The sequence below is a fragment of the uncultured Aquimonas sp. genome (genome assembly GCF_937888285.1).
Classification (GTDB): Bacteria; Pseudomonadota; Gammaproteobacteria; order Xanthomonadales; family Xanthomonadaceae; genus Aquimonas.
This window is the reverse complement of sequence record NZ_CALART010000015.1, coordinates 77,767-93,422: the sequence shown is the minus strand read 5'-3', so window position 1 is coordinate 93,422 and position 15,656 is coordinate 77,767. Positions and strand designations below refer to the sequence as shown.

The 15,656-nt window shown below is 68.3% G+C and carries 17 protein-coding genes; 13 read left to right on the top strand and 4 right to left on the bottom strand.

Annotation, left to right across the window (positions count from 1 at the left end; translation table 11 throughout):
• Window positions 1–312: 312 nt before the first annotated feature.
• Together Q0654_RS04980 and Q0654_RS04975 are read right to left on the bottom strand one after the other, a co-directional pair.
• The gene (locus Q0654_RS04980) at window positions 313–891 is read right to left on the bottom strand and encodes a response regulator (RefSeq protein WP_298851103.1); all 579 of its coding nucleotides are present in this window, start codon (window positions 889–891) and stop codon (window positions 313–315) included.
• The gene (locus Q0654_RS04975; RefSeq protein WP_298851101.1) at window positions 888–2,156 is read right to left on the bottom strand and encodes an ATP-binding protein; all 1,269 of its coding nucleotides are present in this window, start codon (window positions 2,154–2,156) and stop codon (window positions 888–890) included. Before Q0654_RS04975 ends, Q0654_RS04980 begins: the two co-directional genes overlap by 4 nt.
• Between Q0654_RS04975 and Q0654_RS04970 the strand changes: the two genes are divergently transcribed.
• Entirely contained in the window at window positions 2,149–2,685 is a 537-nt protein-coding gene (locus Q0654_RS04970; RefSeq protein WP_298851099.1) for a hypothetical protein, read from the top strand. The genes Q0654_RS04975 and Q0654_RS04970 overlap by 8 nt on opposite strands.
• Before the next feature lie 17 nt (window positions 2,686–2,702).
• Here Q0654_RS04970 and flgM read toward each other — a convergent pair whose 3' ends face one another.
• Both flgM and flgA read right to left on the bottom strand, forming a co-directional pair.
• Window positions 2,703–2,999, bottom strand: coding sequence for a flagellar biosynthesis anti-sigma factor FlgM (gene flgM, locus Q0654_RS04965; RefSeq protein WP_298851096.1), 297 nt, complete (start codon window positions 2,997–2,999; stop codon window positions 2,703–2,705).
• A gap of 160 nt (window positions 3,000–3,159) precedes the next feature.
• Window positions 3,160–3,825, bottom strand: a complete 666-nt coding sequence (gene flgA / locus Q0654_RS04960) for a flagellar basal body P-ring formation chaperone FlgA (RefSeq protein WP_343230121.1) — start codon at window positions 3,823–3,825, stop codon at window positions 3,160–3,162.
• A gap of 328 nt (window positions 3,826–4,153) precedes the next feature.
• On the opposite strand from flgA, the gene Q0654_RS04955 reads away from it, so the two are divergent.
• The 12 genes from Q0654_RS04955 to flgL all read left to right on the top strand — a co-directional run bounded on the left by Q0654_RS04955 (window position 4,154) and on the right by flgL (window position 15,656).
• The gene (locus Q0654_RS04955) at window positions 4,154–5,089 is read left to right on the top strand and encodes a chemotaxis protein (RefSeq protein ID WP_298851092.1); all 936 of its coding nucleotides are present in this window, start codon (window positions 4,154–4,156) and stop codon (window positions 5,087–5,089) included.
• Window positions 5,090–5,207: 118 nt separating this feature from the next.
• A complete protein-coding gene (flgB, locus tag Q0654_RS04950; protein WP_298851090.1) occupies window positions 5,208–5,618 on the top strand; it encodes a flagellar basal body rod protein FlgB in 411 nt (136 codons plus the stop codon).
• A gap of 5 nt (window positions 5,619–5,623) precedes the next feature.
• Complete coding sequence (gene flgC / locus Q0654_RS04945) at window positions 5,624–6,034, top strand: flagellar basal body rod protein FlgC (protein ID WP_298851087.1); 411 nt, start codon at window positions 5,624–5,626, stop codon at window positions 6,032–6,034.
• A gap of 29 nt (window positions 6,035–6,063) precedes the next feature.
• On the top strand, window positions 6,064–6,723 hold the full coding sequence (locus Q0654_RS04940) for a flagellar hook capping FlgD N-terminal domain-containing protein (RefSeq protein ID WP_298851085.1): 660 nt from the start codon (window positions 6,064–6,066) through the stop codon (window positions 6,721–6,723).
• Between the two features lie 23 nt (window positions 6,724–6,746).
• Entirely contained in the window at window positions 6,747–7,979 is a 1,233-nt protein-coding gene (gene flgE, locus Q0654_RS04935) for a flagellar hook protein FlgE (RefSeq protein WP_298851083.1), read from the top strand.
• Window positions 7,980–8,004: 25 nt separating this feature from the next.
• Window positions 8,005–8,748 carry a flagellar basal body rod protein FlgF gene (locus tag Q0654_RS04930; RefSeq protein ID WP_298851080.1) on the top strand — a complete coding sequence of 248 codons (744 nt, stop codon included), beginning with the start codon at window positions 8,005–8,007 and terminating at the stop codon, window positions 8,746–8,748.
• 31 nt (window positions 8,749–8,779) lie between these two features.
• Window positions 8,780–9,565 carry a flagellar basal-body rod protein FlgG gene (gene flgG, locus Q0654_RS04925; protein WP_298851077.1) on the top strand — a complete coding sequence of 262 codons (786 nt, stop codon included), beginning with the start codon at window positions 8,780–8,782 and terminating at the stop codon, window positions 9,563–9,565.
• A gap of 8 nt (window positions 9,566–9,573) precedes the next feature.
• Window positions 9,574–10,251 carry a flagellar basal body L-ring protein FlgH gene (gene flgH, locus Q0654_RS04920; protein WP_298851075.1) on the top strand — a complete coding sequence of 226 codons (678 nt, stop codon included), beginning with the start codon at window positions 9,574–9,576 and terminating at the stop codon, window positions 10,249–10,251.
• An 8-nt stretch (window positions 10,252–10,259) separates the two neighbouring features.
• A complete protein-coding gene (locus Q0654_RS04915; protein WP_298851072.1) occupies window positions 10,260–11,366 on the top strand; it encodes a flagellar basal body P-ring protein FlgI in 1,107 nt (368 codons plus the stop codon).
• Window positions 11,367–11,378: 12 nt separating this feature from the next.
• The gene (gene flgJ, locus Q0654_RS04910) at window positions 11,379–12,500 is read left to right on the top strand and encodes a flagellar assembly peptidoglycan hydrolase FlgJ (protein WP_298851071.1); all 1,122 of its coding nucleotides are present in this window, start codon (window positions 11,379–11,381) and stop codon (window positions 12,498–12,500) included.
• Between the two features lie 67 nt (window positions 12,501–12,567).
• The gene (gene flgK / locus Q0654_RS04905; RefSeq protein WP_298851068.1) at window positions 12,568–14,457 is read left to right on the top strand and encodes a flagellar hook-associated protein FlgK; all 1,890 of its coding nucleotides are present in this window, start codon (window positions 12,568–12,570) and stop codon (window positions 14,455–14,457) included.
• Between the two features lie 2 nt (window positions 14,458–14,459).
• Entirely contained in the window at window positions 14,460–15,656 is a 1,197-nt protein-coding gene (flgL, locus tag Q0654_RS04900; protein WP_298851065.1) for a flagellar hook-associated protein FlgL, read from the top strand.

Below are 15,656 nucleotides of genomic sequence, written 5' to 3'. Positions count from 1 at the left end.
GCGCGGCAGCCGCGCACAGTGCAGGCACTCGGTCTGCATATGGCCGGAACGACAGTCAGGCGCAGCCGTTCGTGCGGACCGAAGGGATATGGCAGGAGTCAGCGGACCCTGAAAGCACAAGACATGCGGCGCGTAGCCAGCCATGGGCGTCGGGCACGCTGGGCGTCAACCGCGAGGGCCGACGCCGCGGGTCGGGATCTGCACTGTGGTTCAGCGCTTCTGCGAATGCGCACGCTGCGAGTTCACGGCGAGCGTTGCTCGCGACACGATCAAAAGTGCGCTTTCGGCCGACTGTCAGTCGATCATCTGAATCTACAGGTCGTCATCCAACGACAGGATGATGCCGCCATCCTCGGCACGCTGGATGCGCGTGATGCCGGGGAACTCTGACTCCAGCTTGTCGAGCTCGCTGGCGACCGTCATGCGCCCGGTCGCAGCCGTCTGCTTGGCCGACGAGGCGCGAGTCAAGGCCTCGCGGATGATGCGTGACTGCACAAGCGTGGTGGCGATGAGGTTGCGCAGTTCGCCATCGTCCCACGGCTTGCAGAGGAAGCGTGACACCTGGGTCTCGTTGATCGAGGCGAGAATGGCGTCGCGATCGGCATAGCCGGAGAGGATCATGCGTGCCACATGCGGCTGCAGCTCGATCGCCCGCGACAGGAACTCGACGCCGCTCATCTCCGGCATGCGGTAATCGCTGATCACCAGGTCGAAATCCTCGGACTCCATGCGCTCCAGCGCCTGCTCCGCCGAGGTGTGCGTCTCCACCTGGATGCCTTCGCCCCCGAGCATGTCGATGTTGATGAACGACAGGCAGCGCCGCAGCGCATTGAGCACGTTGGCTTCGTCGTCCACGAGCAGTACGCGATACACGCCAGCTTCTGTGCTCATGGCTCTTCGCCTTCGATCTTGGGTTGCGTGATGGGGAGACGAATCAGGAACAGCGTGCCTTCTCCGGGCGTGCTGGTCACGTCGATCGTGCCGTGGTGTTTCTTGATCAGCCCGTAAGAGATTGCAAGACCCAGGCCAGTTCCTGTGCCCACCGGCTTGGTGGTGAAGAAGGGATCGAAAATCCGCGGCAGGACGTCTTCTGGTATGCCGACGCCGTCGTCGCCGATGGCAATGACGACCGAGTCGCCGTCGACGCTGGTACTGACCGTCACGATGCCGCGTTCTGCGATCGCCTGTCCCGCGTTCAACAGAATGTTCATGAACACCTGGTTGAGCTCGGACGGGATGCATTCGATCTGCGGGATCTCGCCGAAGGTCTTGACGACCTGCGCCTTGTACTTCAGATCGTTCCAGATGATGTTGAGCGTGCTGTCGAGGCCGCGATGGATGTCGGCCTTGACGAACTTGTCGCGCGCATCGCTGCGCGAGAAATCCTTCAGGTCCTGCACGATCTTGCGAACCCGCTCGATGCCCTCGCGCGACTCTTCGATCAGCTGCGGCAGGTCGCCCTGCAGGAATTCGATGTCCAGACGCTGGCGGAGGTCGCGCACTTCGCCGCGGGCCCGTTCAGGGTCGCTGGCGCCCAGAGCGCGGTCATAGGCATCGATCAGGGTCAGCAGATGCTTGCTGTACTCCTGCAGGGTGGCCAGGTTGGAGTGCACATAGCCGATCGGGTTGTTGATTTCGTGGGCCACGCCGGCAGCCAGCTGGCCGATCGATGCCAGCTTCTCGGACTGCAGCAGCTGCTCCTGCGCGCCTTTCAGCTTGCGATAGGCGACTTCCAGTTCGGCGTTGCGCGCCTGAAGTTCGGTCTTGCGTGCGTACTCGAAGCTGATGTCCCGAGCCGATACACCGAAGCACTGCAGACCGCCATCGGCTGTGCGAATCGCACTGATCTGCAGCATCAGAACAAGCGGGCGCCGCTGTCCAAGAGGCAGCGCAACCTCGCCGTTCCATTCGCCAGCGCTGGCCGCCATTTCGAGGGCGAAGGAGGGCAGCAGATCCGGATGCAGCTCACTGATCCGCCGGGTCGAAGGCTGACGGCCTGAGCCCACCGCGATCTGCACTGTGATCGCGTGCGCCGCGCGGTTCGCGTACAGGATCTCCAGTTCCCGGTCGATGAGGAAGATCGGATTCTGGCTGTTGTCCGCTACGACCTTGATCAGCGGCAGCAGCTCCGTGGACGAGTCGGTAGCCTTGGCCATGCGCGCCTCCTGCGCCGGAAATGCGACGCCACTGTCCAGTGGCGCGGGACCGCGCGCAAGTCTCGTCTCAAGGCTGGACGAGGCGCCGGAGGTGTCGGGCGGGGAGGAAGAAACGTTCAAGGCAGTGACCCATGGGCGGCAAAGGGAGGACCGCGGGTCGATGGGGACGGCGCGGTCACGCGCGCCGGTCAGGCTGCAAGCCCTATGCCTCTGCAATCCGACGTGTGACCGCGGAGTCGCGTCGATCGCCGCTGGCATCGTAGGCGGTCGCCGGATCGACGGCACCCAGCATCTTCAAGAGCCAACCGGTCTCCTGACGACGTTTCAGCAACAGCTCGGCATTCGCCTGGTGCTGTTCGTAGGCGTGGCGGAGCGGGCCTTCGAACTCGGCAGGCGGAGCGCCCGCTCCGAGGCAGGCGCCAACGGCATCCAGCGCCGCGAGCTTGGCCTCACCGGCGCTGCGCAGCGCATCGCCATCCAGAGCCACCAGGGCATCGCGCTCGCACGCCAGCGCCCGCATCAGCTCTGAGAGGGCCTCGCTGGCATTCACTTCAGGCTGCCCTCGATGTCCAGCAGGCGGGCTGCCACGGCCTGCGGATCGACCGTGTAGCGCCCCGCCTCGATCTGTGCGCGCAGGCTCTCGACGCGCGCGGTGTCGATGCCGGGCGCACTGCCCAGGTTCGCTCCCGCGCTCAGCTGGACCGAGTCGTCATCGAGCCGCAGCGGTGCGGCCGCGCTGACCGCACCCACTGATTCCTGGCCGGGGCTGCCGGGGCGACGCACCTGTGGCTCAAGGCGGGCGCCGCCAATCGCGCTGCCTACGCCGTCGATTTTGCTGTTCATGATGTGCTCCAGATCCCGCGGTACGCACTGGATAGCGGCCGCGCTGGCGGGAACTTTAGGGCGTGTTCGCGGCGCTCGGGCGAGCTCCCCTGATGCTCAAGCCGCAGCCATTGCGATGCAGTCTGCATGGCGTTGCCGTGTGCTCGGCTCGCTCGGGGGCTCACTGGCCGATTTCCACTTCGCCGCGCGCATTGACCACGCCCCGGACTTGGCGGCGCGAGCTGCTGTTCTCGACATTGACCTGCTCCGCCTCGCCGGCGTCTGCCAGCGCCCGGCCCAGGCTGCGAACTTCCAGCCCGCCACGTCGGGCAATCAAGGTCACCTGGTCTCCGCGCTTGACCAGACGCGGCGAGCGCAGGTCTGAGGCGAGCAGGGCGCTGCCCGCCGATAGGGCGCGGGCGCTGACGCGGCCAATCGCCTGTTCGGGCCGTTCCAGCGCGCCCGCTGCCAGACCCGCCTGATCGCGTGTTTCGACGCGCAGGAGGTCGGCGGTCAGGGTTTGCCCCGCGGCCAGCGGCCGCGTGAGCACCAGGGTGTCGCCCAGTCGTGACACCTTCACAGGCACGAACAGCCTCCAGGCCATGGGGCCGGCACAGGCCACCTCGGCCACGCCCCGGTTGCCGACGTGCGCGCTCAGGCCCTGCGTACATTCCGGCATGCGCAGCCCCGGATCGATGGCGGCTTCCGCGCGGACGCCGGGCTGCACGTCCGCGTCCGGTGCTACCGCGGCGACTGCCGCAGCGGCGATGCGTTCGACCGGCTCATAGCCGGAGGCACAAACGGGCGCTGCCTGTGCGTAGAGCAGGACCAGCAGGCATAGCGTCAGCAGGAGACGGGGCATGGGCGTGCCGGAATGGGAGGATCCGAGCCCGACGGTGCAAGGGGCATGCCGCTGCCCTGGCTCGACGACAGGCGCTGGCGGCGCAGTCCTTGCACGCGTCCGGCGACGCGAACCGGGCGGCCTTCCGGCGCGCGGCGCACGCCGGGCTGCGATCCCTGCGGCCGCACCAAGGGGGCCGCGCCACTCCCCTGGCGGAGTGGTGCAAGTGGTTGAATCGCGGCGTTTTCAGGGCGCGCGCGGGCCCAGGTCCGCAGCGTGCTTCCCGTGGCTGCGCCGCCCGTGGGTGGCGCCGGAGGACGGCACAAGAGAGTCCATGAGCACCGATCTGCTGGACCGCATCGAACAGCGCACCCGACTGGCCGGCCACAATCGGCTGGCCCTACTGCTGTTCCGTCTCGGGGGGCGCCAGCTTTTTGGCGTCAATGTTTTCAAGGTGCAGGAGGTGTTGAAGCGCCCGCCGCTGCAGCCCCTGCCGCAGTCGCGTCCGCCCTTGCTGGGCCTCGCCGATATCCGCAAGCGCTCGATCCCGGTGCTGGATCTCGGCGCCGCGGTGCGCCATCCCGAGTCCAGCCTCGATCGCTCGGACTATCTCGTGGTCACCGAATTCAACCGCTCCGTGCAGGGCTTCCTGGTCAGCGCGGTCGAGCGCATCGTCAATATCGCGGTGGAGAACGTGAAGCCGCCTCCGGACAGCAGCGGTGGCTCCTACCTCACGGCGGTCACCCGCTACAACGAGGAGCTGATCCAGATCATCGACGTCGAGAAGGTGCTGGCCGAAGTCATCGGCGGGGCGCCGCAGCTCTCGGAAGAAATGCGGCTGCAGGCCATCGCCGGCGCCAGCATCCGGGTGCTGATCGTCGACGACTCGAGGGTGGCCCAGCACCAGATCCAGGGTGTGGTCGAGACGCTCGGCGCCAGCTGCGTGCTGCTGCCGGATGGACGTCGCGCCCTCAATCACCTGAAGGACCTCGCCAAGCGCGGCATCAAGCCGTCCGAGCACTACGCGATGGTCATCTCCGACATCGAGATGCCGGACATGGACGGCTACACCCTGACCACCGAGATCCGCCGCGATCCGGACCTCGCCGATCTGTGGGTGATGCTGCACACCTCGCTGTCCGGCATCTTCAACACGGCCATGGTCGAGCACGTTGGCGCCAACGCCTTCGTCGCCAAGTTCAGCCCGGACGATCTGGCCGAGGGCGTGCTGGACCGCTTCGAGATGCTTGGCCTCACCGACGAAGCCTGAGCTGCGTGCGGTCGAGAGTGGCGCCACAAAAATGACGTCAGAAGTCCGGCGAAACCTCTGGCACAGCTCTTGCCGCTAATCCCGCGAGCCTGGCAGCGGGCATTGCGGAGCAGCGGAGATGAGCGACTCCAATCCAGTCACCGGCGGCAGCCTGTTCGGCGTGCATGGCGCGGCGCTCAGCCTGCGCCAGCAGCGCCTTGAGGTGCTGGCCTCGAACATCGCCAATGCCGACACGCCGCACTACAAGGCGCGCGACGTGGATTTCCACGCCGCCCTGCAGCGCGCGATGGGCGAATCACCGCCGGGTACCCCTGCGCAGACACAGCCGGGCCACCAGGGCGGTATCACCGAGGTCGGGCCGGATGGCCTGGTGTATCGATTGCCGCTGCAGCCCAGTCTCGACGGCAACACGGTCGACGCCGAGTTCGAGAAGGCCGCGTTCGCCCGCGCCGCGCTGGAGTACCGCGCCAGCCTGAGCTTCGTCGACGGTCGCGTGCGCAAGCTGATGACCGCGATCACCGGGAGCTAGTCGCCATGCCTTCGATGAAGATCTTCGATATCGCCGGTTCGGCCATGGCCGCGCAGTCGGTGCGGCTGAACACGGTCGCCAGCAACCTCGCCAACGCCGGCAACGTCACCGGCGATCCGCAGGCGGTCTACAAGCCGGTCGAGCCGGTGTTCAGCAGCCAGGTGCTCAATGCCACGCAGCCGGGGCTGGCCGGCGTGCGCGTCGAGCGCATCGAACAAGGCCAGGCCGAACCGCTGAAGCGCTACGAGCCCGGCAACCCGCTGGCCGATCCGCAGGGCTATGTGTACGCGCCGGACATCGATCCGGTGGCGCAGATGGTGAACATGATCTCGGCCGCGCGCGCCTACCAGGCCGACGTGGAGATGCTCAACACGGGCAAGGAACTCGCGCTCGCCACCCTCAACCTGGGCCGCTGACCGCGCGCCTTCGACACCGGAGCAATGCCATGAGCGTCAACGCCGCCGACATGTACACCCAGCTGGGCGTGAGGCAGCAGGGCTCGATCGGTCCGCAGCGGCGGACCGAGATGGGGCAGGAGGACTTCCTCCGCCTGATGACCGAACAGCTGAAGAACCAGGACCCGCTGAAGCCCATGGACCAGGGCGAGTTCATCGGCCAGATGGCCCAGTTCTCGACCGTCAAGGGCATCGAGCAGATGAACATGGGGCTGAACAATCTGTCGTATCTGATGGGCGAGTCGCAGGCCCTGCAGGCGGCCTCCATGGTCGGTCGTACCGCCTATATCGGCACCGACATCGCCACTCTTGAGGGCGAATCCGGCGTGCAGGGCTCGCTCAAGGCCGACGGCCCGGGCCCGATCACGGTCGAGGTGCGCACGCCAGGCGGCCAGCTGGTCCGCAGCTTCGTCGTCGAAGCCGCTGCCGGCGGCCTCGCCGACTTCACCTGGGACGGCCTGAACGCCAATGGCCAGGCGGCTGCGCAGGGCGAATACCGGATCACCGCCAAGCAGAACACCAAGGCGGCCCAGGTCCAGGTGGCCACCCGCATCGACAGTGTTTCCTACACCTCGCAAGGGGTGGTTCTGAACCTGGTCGGCGTCGGCCCGACCACCTTTGACCGCATTACCCGCATCGGACAGGCCTGACCGGCCGCACGAGGACCCACGCCATGAGCTTCCGCATCGCACTGAGCGGCATCAATGCCGCCGCCTCCGGCCTGAACACCACGGCCAACAACATCGCCAACGTCAACACCGTCGGATTCAAGCGCTCGCGCGCCGAGTTCGGCGATCTCTTCGCGAACTCCGGCTACGGCCTGCAGCGAAACGCAGTGGGCGCCGGCGTGCGCGTCACCAACATCGCCCAGCAGTTTGCCCAGGGCACGATCAACTTCACCGACAACGCGCTGGACATGGCGATCTCGGGCAACGGCTTCTTCACCCTGAACCGCGGTGGCGAAGTCGTCTACTCGCGCGCCGGCAACTTCGGCGTGGACCGCGCCGGCTACGTGGTGAACCCGGTCGGTGACCGTCTGCAGGTGTTCCCGCCGACCGTCTCGGCCTCGGGCCAGATCACCGGCTTCAACAACGGTCAGCTGGCCGACCTGCGCCTCGCGCTCGGCGAAGCCCCGCCGCTGGCCAGCTCGACCGTCGAGATCGGCACCAACCTCCCGGCCGACGCGGTGCCGCCGACGCTGGCGCCCTTCGATCCGGCCGACTCGCAGACCTACAACTTCGCGACCACGGTGACGGTGTACGACTCGCTGGGCGTCTCGCACAACGCGACCTTCTACTACGTCAAGACCGCCAACCCCGGCGAGTGGGAGCTCTACACCCAGATCGACGGCACCGCGGTCAGCGGCCCTGACGTTCTGGAGTACGGTCCGACCGGCGAGCTCATCACACCGGCCACCGGCAACATCACCCTGCCGCCGTACACGCCGACCTCGGGCGCCAATCCGATCACCCTCGAACTCCAGCTCGGCGAGTCGACCCAGTACGGCAGCACCTTTTCGGTGAACCGCCTGGTGCAGGACGGCTATCCGACCGGTCGCCTGTCGAACCTCGACATCTCCGAGGACGGCATCGTCTCGGCCCGCTACACCAACGGCCAGGCGATTCCGCTGGGGCAGATCGCGATGACCGGCTTCTCCAACGTGCAGGGCCTGCAGAAGCTGGGCGACACCAGCTGGGGCGAGACCAGCGAGTCCGGCCAGCCGCAGCGCGGCGCGCCGGGCAGCGCCAACCTTGGCCTGCTGCAGGCGGGTGCGCTGGAGGCCTCGAACGTCGACATCACCGAACAGCTGGTCGAGATGATCAATGCGCAGCGCAACTTCCAGGCCAACGCGCAGATGATCTCGACCGCCGACCAGATCACCCAGACCGTGATCAACATCCGCTGATCGCTGAAAGGACGGAGCCGGCGCCATGGACAAATCCCTCTACGTCGCGATGACCGGTGCCGCCAGCACCCTGCGTGCGCAGGGGGCGGTGTCGCAGAACCTCGCCAATGTCAGCACGCCCGGCTTCAGGGCGCTGCTGTCGCATACCGAGACCTTCAGGATCGAGGGCCACGGGCTGAAGTCGCGCTACGACGCCACCGGCGTCGACGGCGGTTTCGACAACCGCATGGGCCCGCTGCTGTCGACCGGCAAGGACACCGACATCGCCCTGCGCGAAGGCCTGTGGCTGGCGGTGGCCGACGGCGAGGGCAACGAGGCCTACACCCGCGGCGGCGAGCTGCAGGTCAACCAGAACGGTCTGCTGACCACGGCAGGCGGCCGACCGGTGCTGGGCGAGAACGGGCCGATCGCGATTCCGCCGCACGCCAAGCTCGAAATCGCTGGCGACGGCAGCCTCTCGATCGTGCCGCTGGGGCAGGGCCCCGAGACCCAGGCCATCGTCGCCCGCATCAAAGTCGTCGAAGCGCCTGCCGCGGACATCAGCCGCGGGCCGGACGGCCTGTTCCGCCGCAGCGACGGCGAGCCCGCCGCGCCCGTGGGCGGCGCGGTGCTGATCACCGGCGTGCTCGAAGGCAGCAACGTCAATGCCAGCGATGCGCTGGTGAAGATGATCGAACTCTCGCGCAGCTTCGAGATGCAGATCCGCTCGATCAAGACCGCGGACGAAAACGCCCGCGCCAGCAACAGCCTGCTGCGGATGGGCGGCTGAGCCGCCCGCCCCGAAGTTCCGGAGTACAGCCATGTTCCAGTCCCTGTGGGTTGCCAAGACCGGTCTCGATGCGCAGCAGACGCGTATGACGGTCACCTCGAACAACCTCGCCAACGTCAACACGACGGGCTTCAAGCGCGGCCGCGCCAGCTTCGAGGACCTGCTGTACCAGAACATCCGCCAGCCGGGCGGAGCGTCTTCGCAGCAGACCGAGCTGCCCTCCGGCCTGACCACCGGCACCGGCGTGCGCGTGGTCTCGACCCAGAAGAACTTCATCCAGGGCAACCTGCTGCAGACCGGCAATGCGCTGGATCTCGCCATCAACGGCCGCGGCTTCTTCGAGGTGCTGCTGCCTGATGGCAGCACCGCCTACACCCGCGACGGCAGCTTCCAGATCAACAACCAGGGCCAGATGGTCACGGCCTCGGGCTACACCCTGCAGCCGGGCATCCAGGTTTCCGAAGGTGCGCAGAGCGTGACCATCGGCAACGACGGCACGGTCTCGGTGCAGCTCGCCGGCCAGGCCCAGCCGATCCAGATCGGCAACGTCAGCCTGACCGACTTCATCAACCCCGCGGGCCTGCAGGCCAAGGGCGAGAACCTCTTCGTCGAGACCGGCGCCAGCGGCCCGGCCCAGCAGTCGACGCCGGGGCTGAATGGTCTGGGCCTGTTGCAGCAGGGGGCGCTCGAGAGCTCGAACGTCAACGTGGTCGAGGAGCTGGTGAGCATGATCGAGACCCAGCGCGCCTACGAAATGAACGCCAAGGCCATCTCGACCACCGACGGCATGCTGGCCTATCTGAACAACAACCTGTGAGCCTGGCCATGATCGCGCGTATCGCCACTGTCACTCTCGCCCTGTTGCTCACGGCCTGCGCCGCCAGCGGCCCGAGCCTGCCGCCGGCCGGTTTCGAGCCCAGCTATCCCACCAGCGCGCAGGCGCCGACGCCGGCACCCGGCGCGATCTACCGCGGTGGCGGCACCGGCGGGCTCTCGCTGTTCGCCGACCAGAAGGCGCGCAACGTCGGCGACATCCTGACCATCCAGCTGGTCGAACGCACCCAGGCCAGTGCGACCTCCAGCACCAATACATCGAAGGGCTCGAATGTCGCCGTGCCCGCGCCACGCCTGTTCGGCGCGCCCGCCACCATCGGCGGCCGCACGCTGGATTCCGAGCTCGGCGCTGAGAGCGAGTTCGAGGGCAGCGGCAATTCCACCCAGAGCAATCGTCTCGACGGCAATGTCACCGTCACCGTCGCCGAGCGCCTGCCCAACGGCTATCTGGTGGTGCGCGGGCAGAAGTGGATCCGCATCAACCAGGCCAACGAGCACATCCAGATCCAGGGCATCGTGCGCCCGGCCGACATCGGCCCGGACAACACGATCTCGTCTTCGCGCGTCGCCGATGCGCAGATCGCCTACCGCGGTCGCGGCAGCCTCGCCCAGGCGAATGCACAGGGCTGGCTGACGCGCTTCTTCCAGTCCGCTGCGTTCCCGATGTGAGGCCCGCCATGCGCCGTCTGTTCTCCGCCGCACTCATCGGCCTGCTGTTCGCTGCCACGCCTGCCGCCGCCGAGCGGGTCAAGGACATCGCCCGGGTCAACGGCGTGCGCAGCAATCCGCTGATCGGCTACGGTCTGGTGGTGGGCCTGAACGGCACCGGCGACCAGACCTCGCAGGCGCCCTTCACCGTGCAGAGCCTGAAGACCATGCTCAACGAGCTGGGCGTAACCATCCCGCCCGGCGTCAACCCGCAGCTGAAGAACGTCGCTGCGGTCGCCATCCACGCCGAGCTGCCGCCGTTCGCCAAGCCCGGCCAGACCATCGACATCACCGTGTCCTCGCTCGGCAATGCCGGCAGCCTGCGCGGTGGCTCGCTGCTGATGACGCCGCTGAAGGGCGCCGACGGCGAGGTGTATGCGATCGCCCAGGGCAATCTGGTGGTCGGCGGCTTCGGCGCGCAGGGCAGTGACGGCTCGCGGATCTCGGTGAACGTGCCCAGCGCCGGACGCATTCCCAATGGCGCCATCGTCGAACGCGCGGTGCCCGACGGCCTCAGCAGCAACGGCGAGGAGCTGGTCCTCGACCTGCATCGCGCCGACTTCACCACGGTCCAGCGGCTGGTCGACGTGGTCAACCGTACCTATGGCCCGGAGACCGCCCGCGCGGTGGACGGCGGCAGCGTGGCGGTGCGTGCGCCTTTCGACGTCTCGGCGCGGGTCGGCTTCATGGCCCAGCTGGAGAATCTCGAGCTGACCCAGGGCGACGCCCCGGCCAAGGTCGTGGTCAACGCGCGCACCGGCACCATCGTGATCGGCGCCGGCGTGCGGGTGATGCCGGCCGCGGTGGCGCACGGCTCGCTGACCGTGAGCATTGCCGAGCGCGTCGAGGTCAGCCAGCCGAACCCGCTGGCCGGCGGCGAGACCGTGGCAGTGCCGGCCAGCAATGTGCAGGTCGAGCAGAAGGAGAGCCGCATGGTGCTGATGCAGGGCGGCACCTCGCTGGAGGAGATCGTGCGCGCGGTCAACGAGGTCGGCGCCGCGCCGGGCGACCTGATCGCCATCCTCGAAGCCCTGAAGCAGGCCGGCGCGCTGCGCGCCGAGCTGGAAATCATCTGAGGCACGGCCGCCATGGAATCGCGCATCCCTGACCTGGCGTTGATGAACCGGCTGGCGACCTCGGCGCCGGCCGCGCCCAAGGCCGGCGACAAGCTCGCGGACACCGCGCGCCAGTTCGAGGCCCTGTTCGTCGAGCAGATGCTCAAGACCATGCGCGAGTCCTCGCTCGGTGACGCTGACGCGCTGTTCCCGGGCCAGTCCGGCCTGTTCCGCGAGATGCACGATCGCGAGGTGGTGAAGAGTGCGAGCCAGGGCGCAGGCTTCGGCCTGGCGCCGCTGATCGAGCGCTCGCTGCGCCAGCAGCAGGCTGCACTGGAAGGGCGCCCCGCCGAGGCGGCGCCGCTGTCGCTGCAGGCACGCCCGGGCCAGGCCTACTCACTGGAGGGTTATGCGCGGGTCATGCCGGCGCAGCGCTTCGAGCGTGAGCATGGCCTGCGCTTCGACGCGCAGCCGCAGCCGCCGCGCGCGGAGCCCGTGCGGCCGCAGCCGAAGCGCGGCGCTGAAACCCAGCCCCACGCCGGGCCGGTCGCGCGCGAAGCCACAGCAGTGGCAGGCGCTCGCGAGGGCGCGAAATCGACGCCCGAGCAGTTCGTCGAGCGGATCTGGCCCTATGCGCAGCGCGCCGCGCAGGCGCTGGGCGTGGATCCGCGCATGCTGGTCGCCCAGGCTGCGCTGGAGACCGGCTGGGGCCGCCACGTGCCGGCCGCGCGCGACGGCGAGGCCGGCAACAACCTGTTCGGCATCAAGGCCGGGCGCAGCTGGAGCGGCGAGCGCGCCAGCCACCTGACCCAGGAGTTCCGCGAGGGCCGCATGCAGGCCGAGCGCGCCGAGTTCCGCACCTATGACAGCGTCGAGCAGAGCTTCAGCGACTATGTGGCCCTGCTGCGCGGCAGCCCGCGCTATGCGTCCGCGCTGCAGGTGGCCGGCAACAACCAGGCCTATGCCTTCGCCCTGCAGCGCGCCGGCTACGCCACAGACCCGCAGTACGCGCAGAAGCTCACCGCGATCGCCCACGGCCCGCGCCTGAATCGCGCCATCGAGGCCCTGGCCGCGAACGGGTCTGCGCTCGGCGCGCCCGCGCTGGCGCAGAACCTGCAGGGCTCGACCGATCCAGTCCTTGGCCTGCGCGGCTGAATGCGGGCGCCCACCGCCGCCCTCAAGTCCGGCGCGTCCTGGCCGCTAAGGCGGTAGAGGTGACCCCATGTCCGATCCGTTTTCGATAGGCACGTCCGCCCTGCTGGCTTTCCAGCGGGCCATGGCCACGGCCAGCAACAACGTCGCCAATGCCTCGACGCCCGGCTACACCCGGCAGCGCGTCGAGTTCTCGGCGCGCATCGGCCAGGGCCAGGGCTTCGGCTTCCTCGGCGCGGGCGTGCAGATCAGCGGCGTCAACCGCCTGCTGAACACCTTCCTGATCTCGCGGCTGGACTCCAGCGCCTCCGAACTTGGCCGGCTGCAGGTGCTGTCCGGGCTGGCCAATCGCGTCGATCGCGTGGTCAGCGAGTCCGGCACCTCGCTGTCGCGGCCCATTTCGGACTTCTTCGACTCCGCGCAGGGCGTGGCCACCGAGCCGACCTCTGCCGCGGCGCGCCAGGCCATGCTCGATGGCGGCGAGAACGCCGCCGCGCGCTTCCGCACCCAGGCCAACCAGCTCAACCAGCTCGATCTTGAAACCGGCCAGCGCATCGGCAACACCGTCGACGAGGTCAACAGCCTGAGCGCGCAGATCGCCCGCCTGAACCGCGACATCGTGCGCGCCCGCGGCGAGTTCAACCAGCCGCCGAATGATCTGCTCGACGCGCGCGACCAGGCCGTGCGCCAGCTGTCGGCCAAGATCGGCGTCATCACCTTCGAGCAGGACGACGGCGCGCTCAACGTGCAGACCGCGTCCGGCGCCAGCCTGGTGCTGGGCAACAACAGCCAGACGATTTCGGTGACCCGCGACCCGTTCCGGCTCGACCGCCAGCAGCTCAGCATCACCAGCCCGCTGGGCGTCACCAGCCTGCCGACCGCGGGCTTGGGCGGCGAGCTTGCGGGCCTGTTCAATTTCCGCAACCAGGTCATCGACCCGGCACTCGCCCAGCTCGGCCGCATGGCAATTGGTCTCACCGAGTCCTTCAACGCGCAGCAGCGCGCCGGCGTCGACTTCAACGGCAATGCCGGCACCGATTTCTTCCGCCCGATCGTGCCCTCGACGCTGCCCTCGATCAACAATGGCGGCACCGCCAACTTCACCACCGGCATCAGCGATGTCGGCGCGATGAGCGGGCGCGACATCGTGCTGCGCTGGGACGGCACCAACTGGCAGGCGCGGCTGGCCTCGACCGGCGCATCGCTGCCGATGACCGGCACCGGCACCGCCGGCGATCCCTTCATCGTCGAAGGGGTGAGCCTGGAAGTGAACGGCGTGCCGGCAGTGGGCGACGACATCCTGGTGCGCACCGGCTCCGACGCCGCCCGCCAGATGGCGATGGCGATGACCGATCCAAACCGGATCGCTGCGGCCCTGCCGGTGCGCTCCAGCGCTGCCTTGGGCAATACCGGCAACGGTATTCTCGGGCCGCTCAGCATCGTCGATCCCAGCGACCCCAACCTGCAGGCGCCGGTGACCATCGAGTTCACCGCGCCCGGCATCTACTCGGTCAACGGCGCTGGTGCGTTTCCGTACACGCCGGGCGACACCATCGCGATCAACGGCTGGCAGGTCACGCTCGACGGTACGCCGGCGGTCGGCGACCAGTTCAACTTCGGGCCGATGGGCGCGCGCTCGGGTGACAACGGCAATGCCCGCCTGCTGGCGAACGTCGGCAACGTCGGCCTGTTCAACGGCGGCAACCAGAACCTGACCGCCGCGCTCAGCGAAATGACCTCGCAGTTCGGCGGCATTGCCCGCCAGGCCGAATACACCCTGGGTGCGCAGCAGGCCATCGACAATCAGCTGCAGACCGAGCGCGATGCGGTGTCCGGCGTCAATCTCGACGAGGAAGCGGCCAACCTGCTCAAGTTCCAGCAGTCCTACCAGGCGGCGGCGCAGATCATCAGCATCGCCAACGCGGCGTTCGACTCGCTGCTCGCGGCCGTGAGGCGATAGTCATGCGCATTTCCACCAACCTGCAGTTCACCCAGAGCCTGAACGCGCTGCTGGCGCGCCAGGCCGAGTCCTTCAAGACCCAGCTGCAGCTCTCGACCGGACAGAAGATCAACACCGCCGCGCAGGACCCCGTCGGCGCCGGCTCGATCGTGCAGCTCGACCGCGCCCGCGCCGAGCTCGAGCGCTTCGGCGCCAATTCGAACGTGCTGGCCAACCGGTTGAACCTCGCCGAGGTCGCGCTGACCTCGACGGGTGACCGCCTGCTGCGCGTGCGCGAGCTGGCCGTGCAGGGCTTCAACGGCTCGCAGTCGCCGGAATCACGCTCGGCCATCGCCGACGAGCTGGAGCAGCAGCTGGAAGCCCTGTTCGCGCTCGCCAACAGCGACGACGGCAGCGGCCGCTATCTGTTCGCCGGCAGCCAGGGCTCGGCCGTACCCTTCACGCCCGGCCCGGGCGGGGTGGTCTACGCCGGCGACCAGGTGCAGCGCCGGGTCGATGTGTCGCCCTCGCTGTCGGTCGCCGACGTCGCACCGGGCAGCGAGATCTTCCTGCGCGTGCCGACCGGCAACGGCACCTTCGCTGCGCGTCCCGACCCGGCCAACGCCGGGACCCTGGTGCTGGGCTCGGCAGGCCTGTCCGGCAGCACGCCCTGGGCCCCCGACAGCTACCGGATCGTGTTCGACGGCGCCGGCGGCTACAGCGTCGAGGATGGCAGCGCCACGGTGATCGCCACCGGCACCTATACGCCGGGCGAGGCGATCGAGTTCGGCGGCGTGCAGCTGCGCTTCAACGGCGCGCCGGCGGCGGGCGACAGCTTCAGCGTGCAGCCCTCGCCGCGGCAGGATGTGTTCGCCACCGTGCAGGGCGTGATCGACGCACTGCGCCTGCCTTCGGCCACGCCCGAGCAGCGCGCCGCGCAGCAGAACGCCTTCTTCGCCAGCCTGGAGGATCTCGGCGCCGCGCAGGAGCAGATCATCGACGCCCGCAGCAAGATCGGCGCGGGCCTCAACACCCTGGACCGCACCACCGAAGAGCGCGCCTCGCAGGTGCTGAGCCTGTCGACCACGCTGTCCGGGATCCGCGACGTCAACTACGCCGAAGCGGCCAGTCGATTGAGCCAGCAGCTGCTGATGCTGGAAGCCGCCCAGGCGACCTTCGCCAAGGTGCAGGGCAACTCGCTGTTCAACTACATCCGCTGA

What these genes read in the sequence shown, in the direction of transcription:
- Q0654_RS04980 (WP_298851103.1), bottom strand. Translation starts at nt 891, where the DNA reads ATGAGCACAGAAGCTGGCGTGTATCGCGTACTGCTCGTGGACGACGAA.
- Q0654_RS04975 (WP_298851101.1), bottom strand. Translation starts at nt 2,156, where the DNA reads ATGGCCAAGGCTACCGACTCGTCCACGGAGCTGCTGCCGCTGATCAAG.
- flgM (WP_298851096.1), bottom strand. Translation starts at nt 2,999, where the DNA reads ATGAACAGCAAAATCGACGGCGTAGGCAGCGCGATTGGCGGCGCCCGC.
- Q0654_RS04955 (WP_298851092.1), top strand. Translation starts at nt 4,154, where the DNA reads ATGAGCACCGATCTGCTGGACCGCATCGAACAGCGCACCCGACTGGCC.
- flgB (WP_298851090.1), top strand. Translation starts at nt 5,208, where the DNA reads ATGAGCGACTCCAATCCAGTCACCGGCGGCAGCCTGTTCGGCGTGCAT.
- flgC (WP_298851087.1), top strand. Translation starts at nt 5,624, where the DNA reads ATGCCTTCGATGAAGATCTTCGATATCGCCGGTTCGGCCATGGCCGCG.
- Q0654_RS04940 (WP_298851085.1), top strand. Translation starts at nt 6,064, where the DNA reads ATGAGCGTCAACGCCGCCGACATGTACACCCAGCTGGGCGTGAGGCAG.
- flgE (WP_298851083.1), top strand. Translation starts at nt 6,747, where the DNA reads ATGAGCTTCCGCATCGCACTGAGCGGCATCAATGCCGCCGCCTCCGGC.
- Q0654_RS04930 (WP_298851080.1), top strand. Translation starts at nt 8,005, where the DNA reads ATGGACAAATCCCTCTACGTCGCGATGACCGGTGCCGCCAGCACCCTG.
- flgG (WP_298851077.1), top strand. Translation starts at nt 8,780, where the DNA reads ATGTTCCAGTCCCTGTGGGTTGCCAAGACCGGTCTCGATGCGCAGCAG.
- flgH (WP_298851075.1), top strand. Translation starts at nt 9,574, where the DNA reads ATGATCGCGCGTATCGCCACTGTCACTCTCGCCCTGTTGCTCACGGCC.
- Q0654_RS04915 (WP_298851072.1), top strand. Translation starts at nt 10,260, where the DNA reads ATGCGCCGTCTGTTCTCCGCCGCACTCATCGGCCTGCTGTTCGCTGCC.
- flgJ (WP_298851071.1), top strand. Translation starts at nt 11,379, where the DNA reads ATGGAATCGCGCATCCCTGACCTGGCGTTGATGAACCGGCTGGCGACC.
- flgK (WP_298851068.1), top strand. Translation starts at nt 12,568, where the DNA reads ATGTCCGATCCGTTTTCGATAGGCACGTCCGCCCTGCTGGCTTTCCAG.
- flgL (WP_298851065.1), top strand. Translation starts at nt 14,460, where the DNA reads ATGCGCATTTCCACCAACCTGCAGTTCACCCAGAGCCTGAACGCGCTG.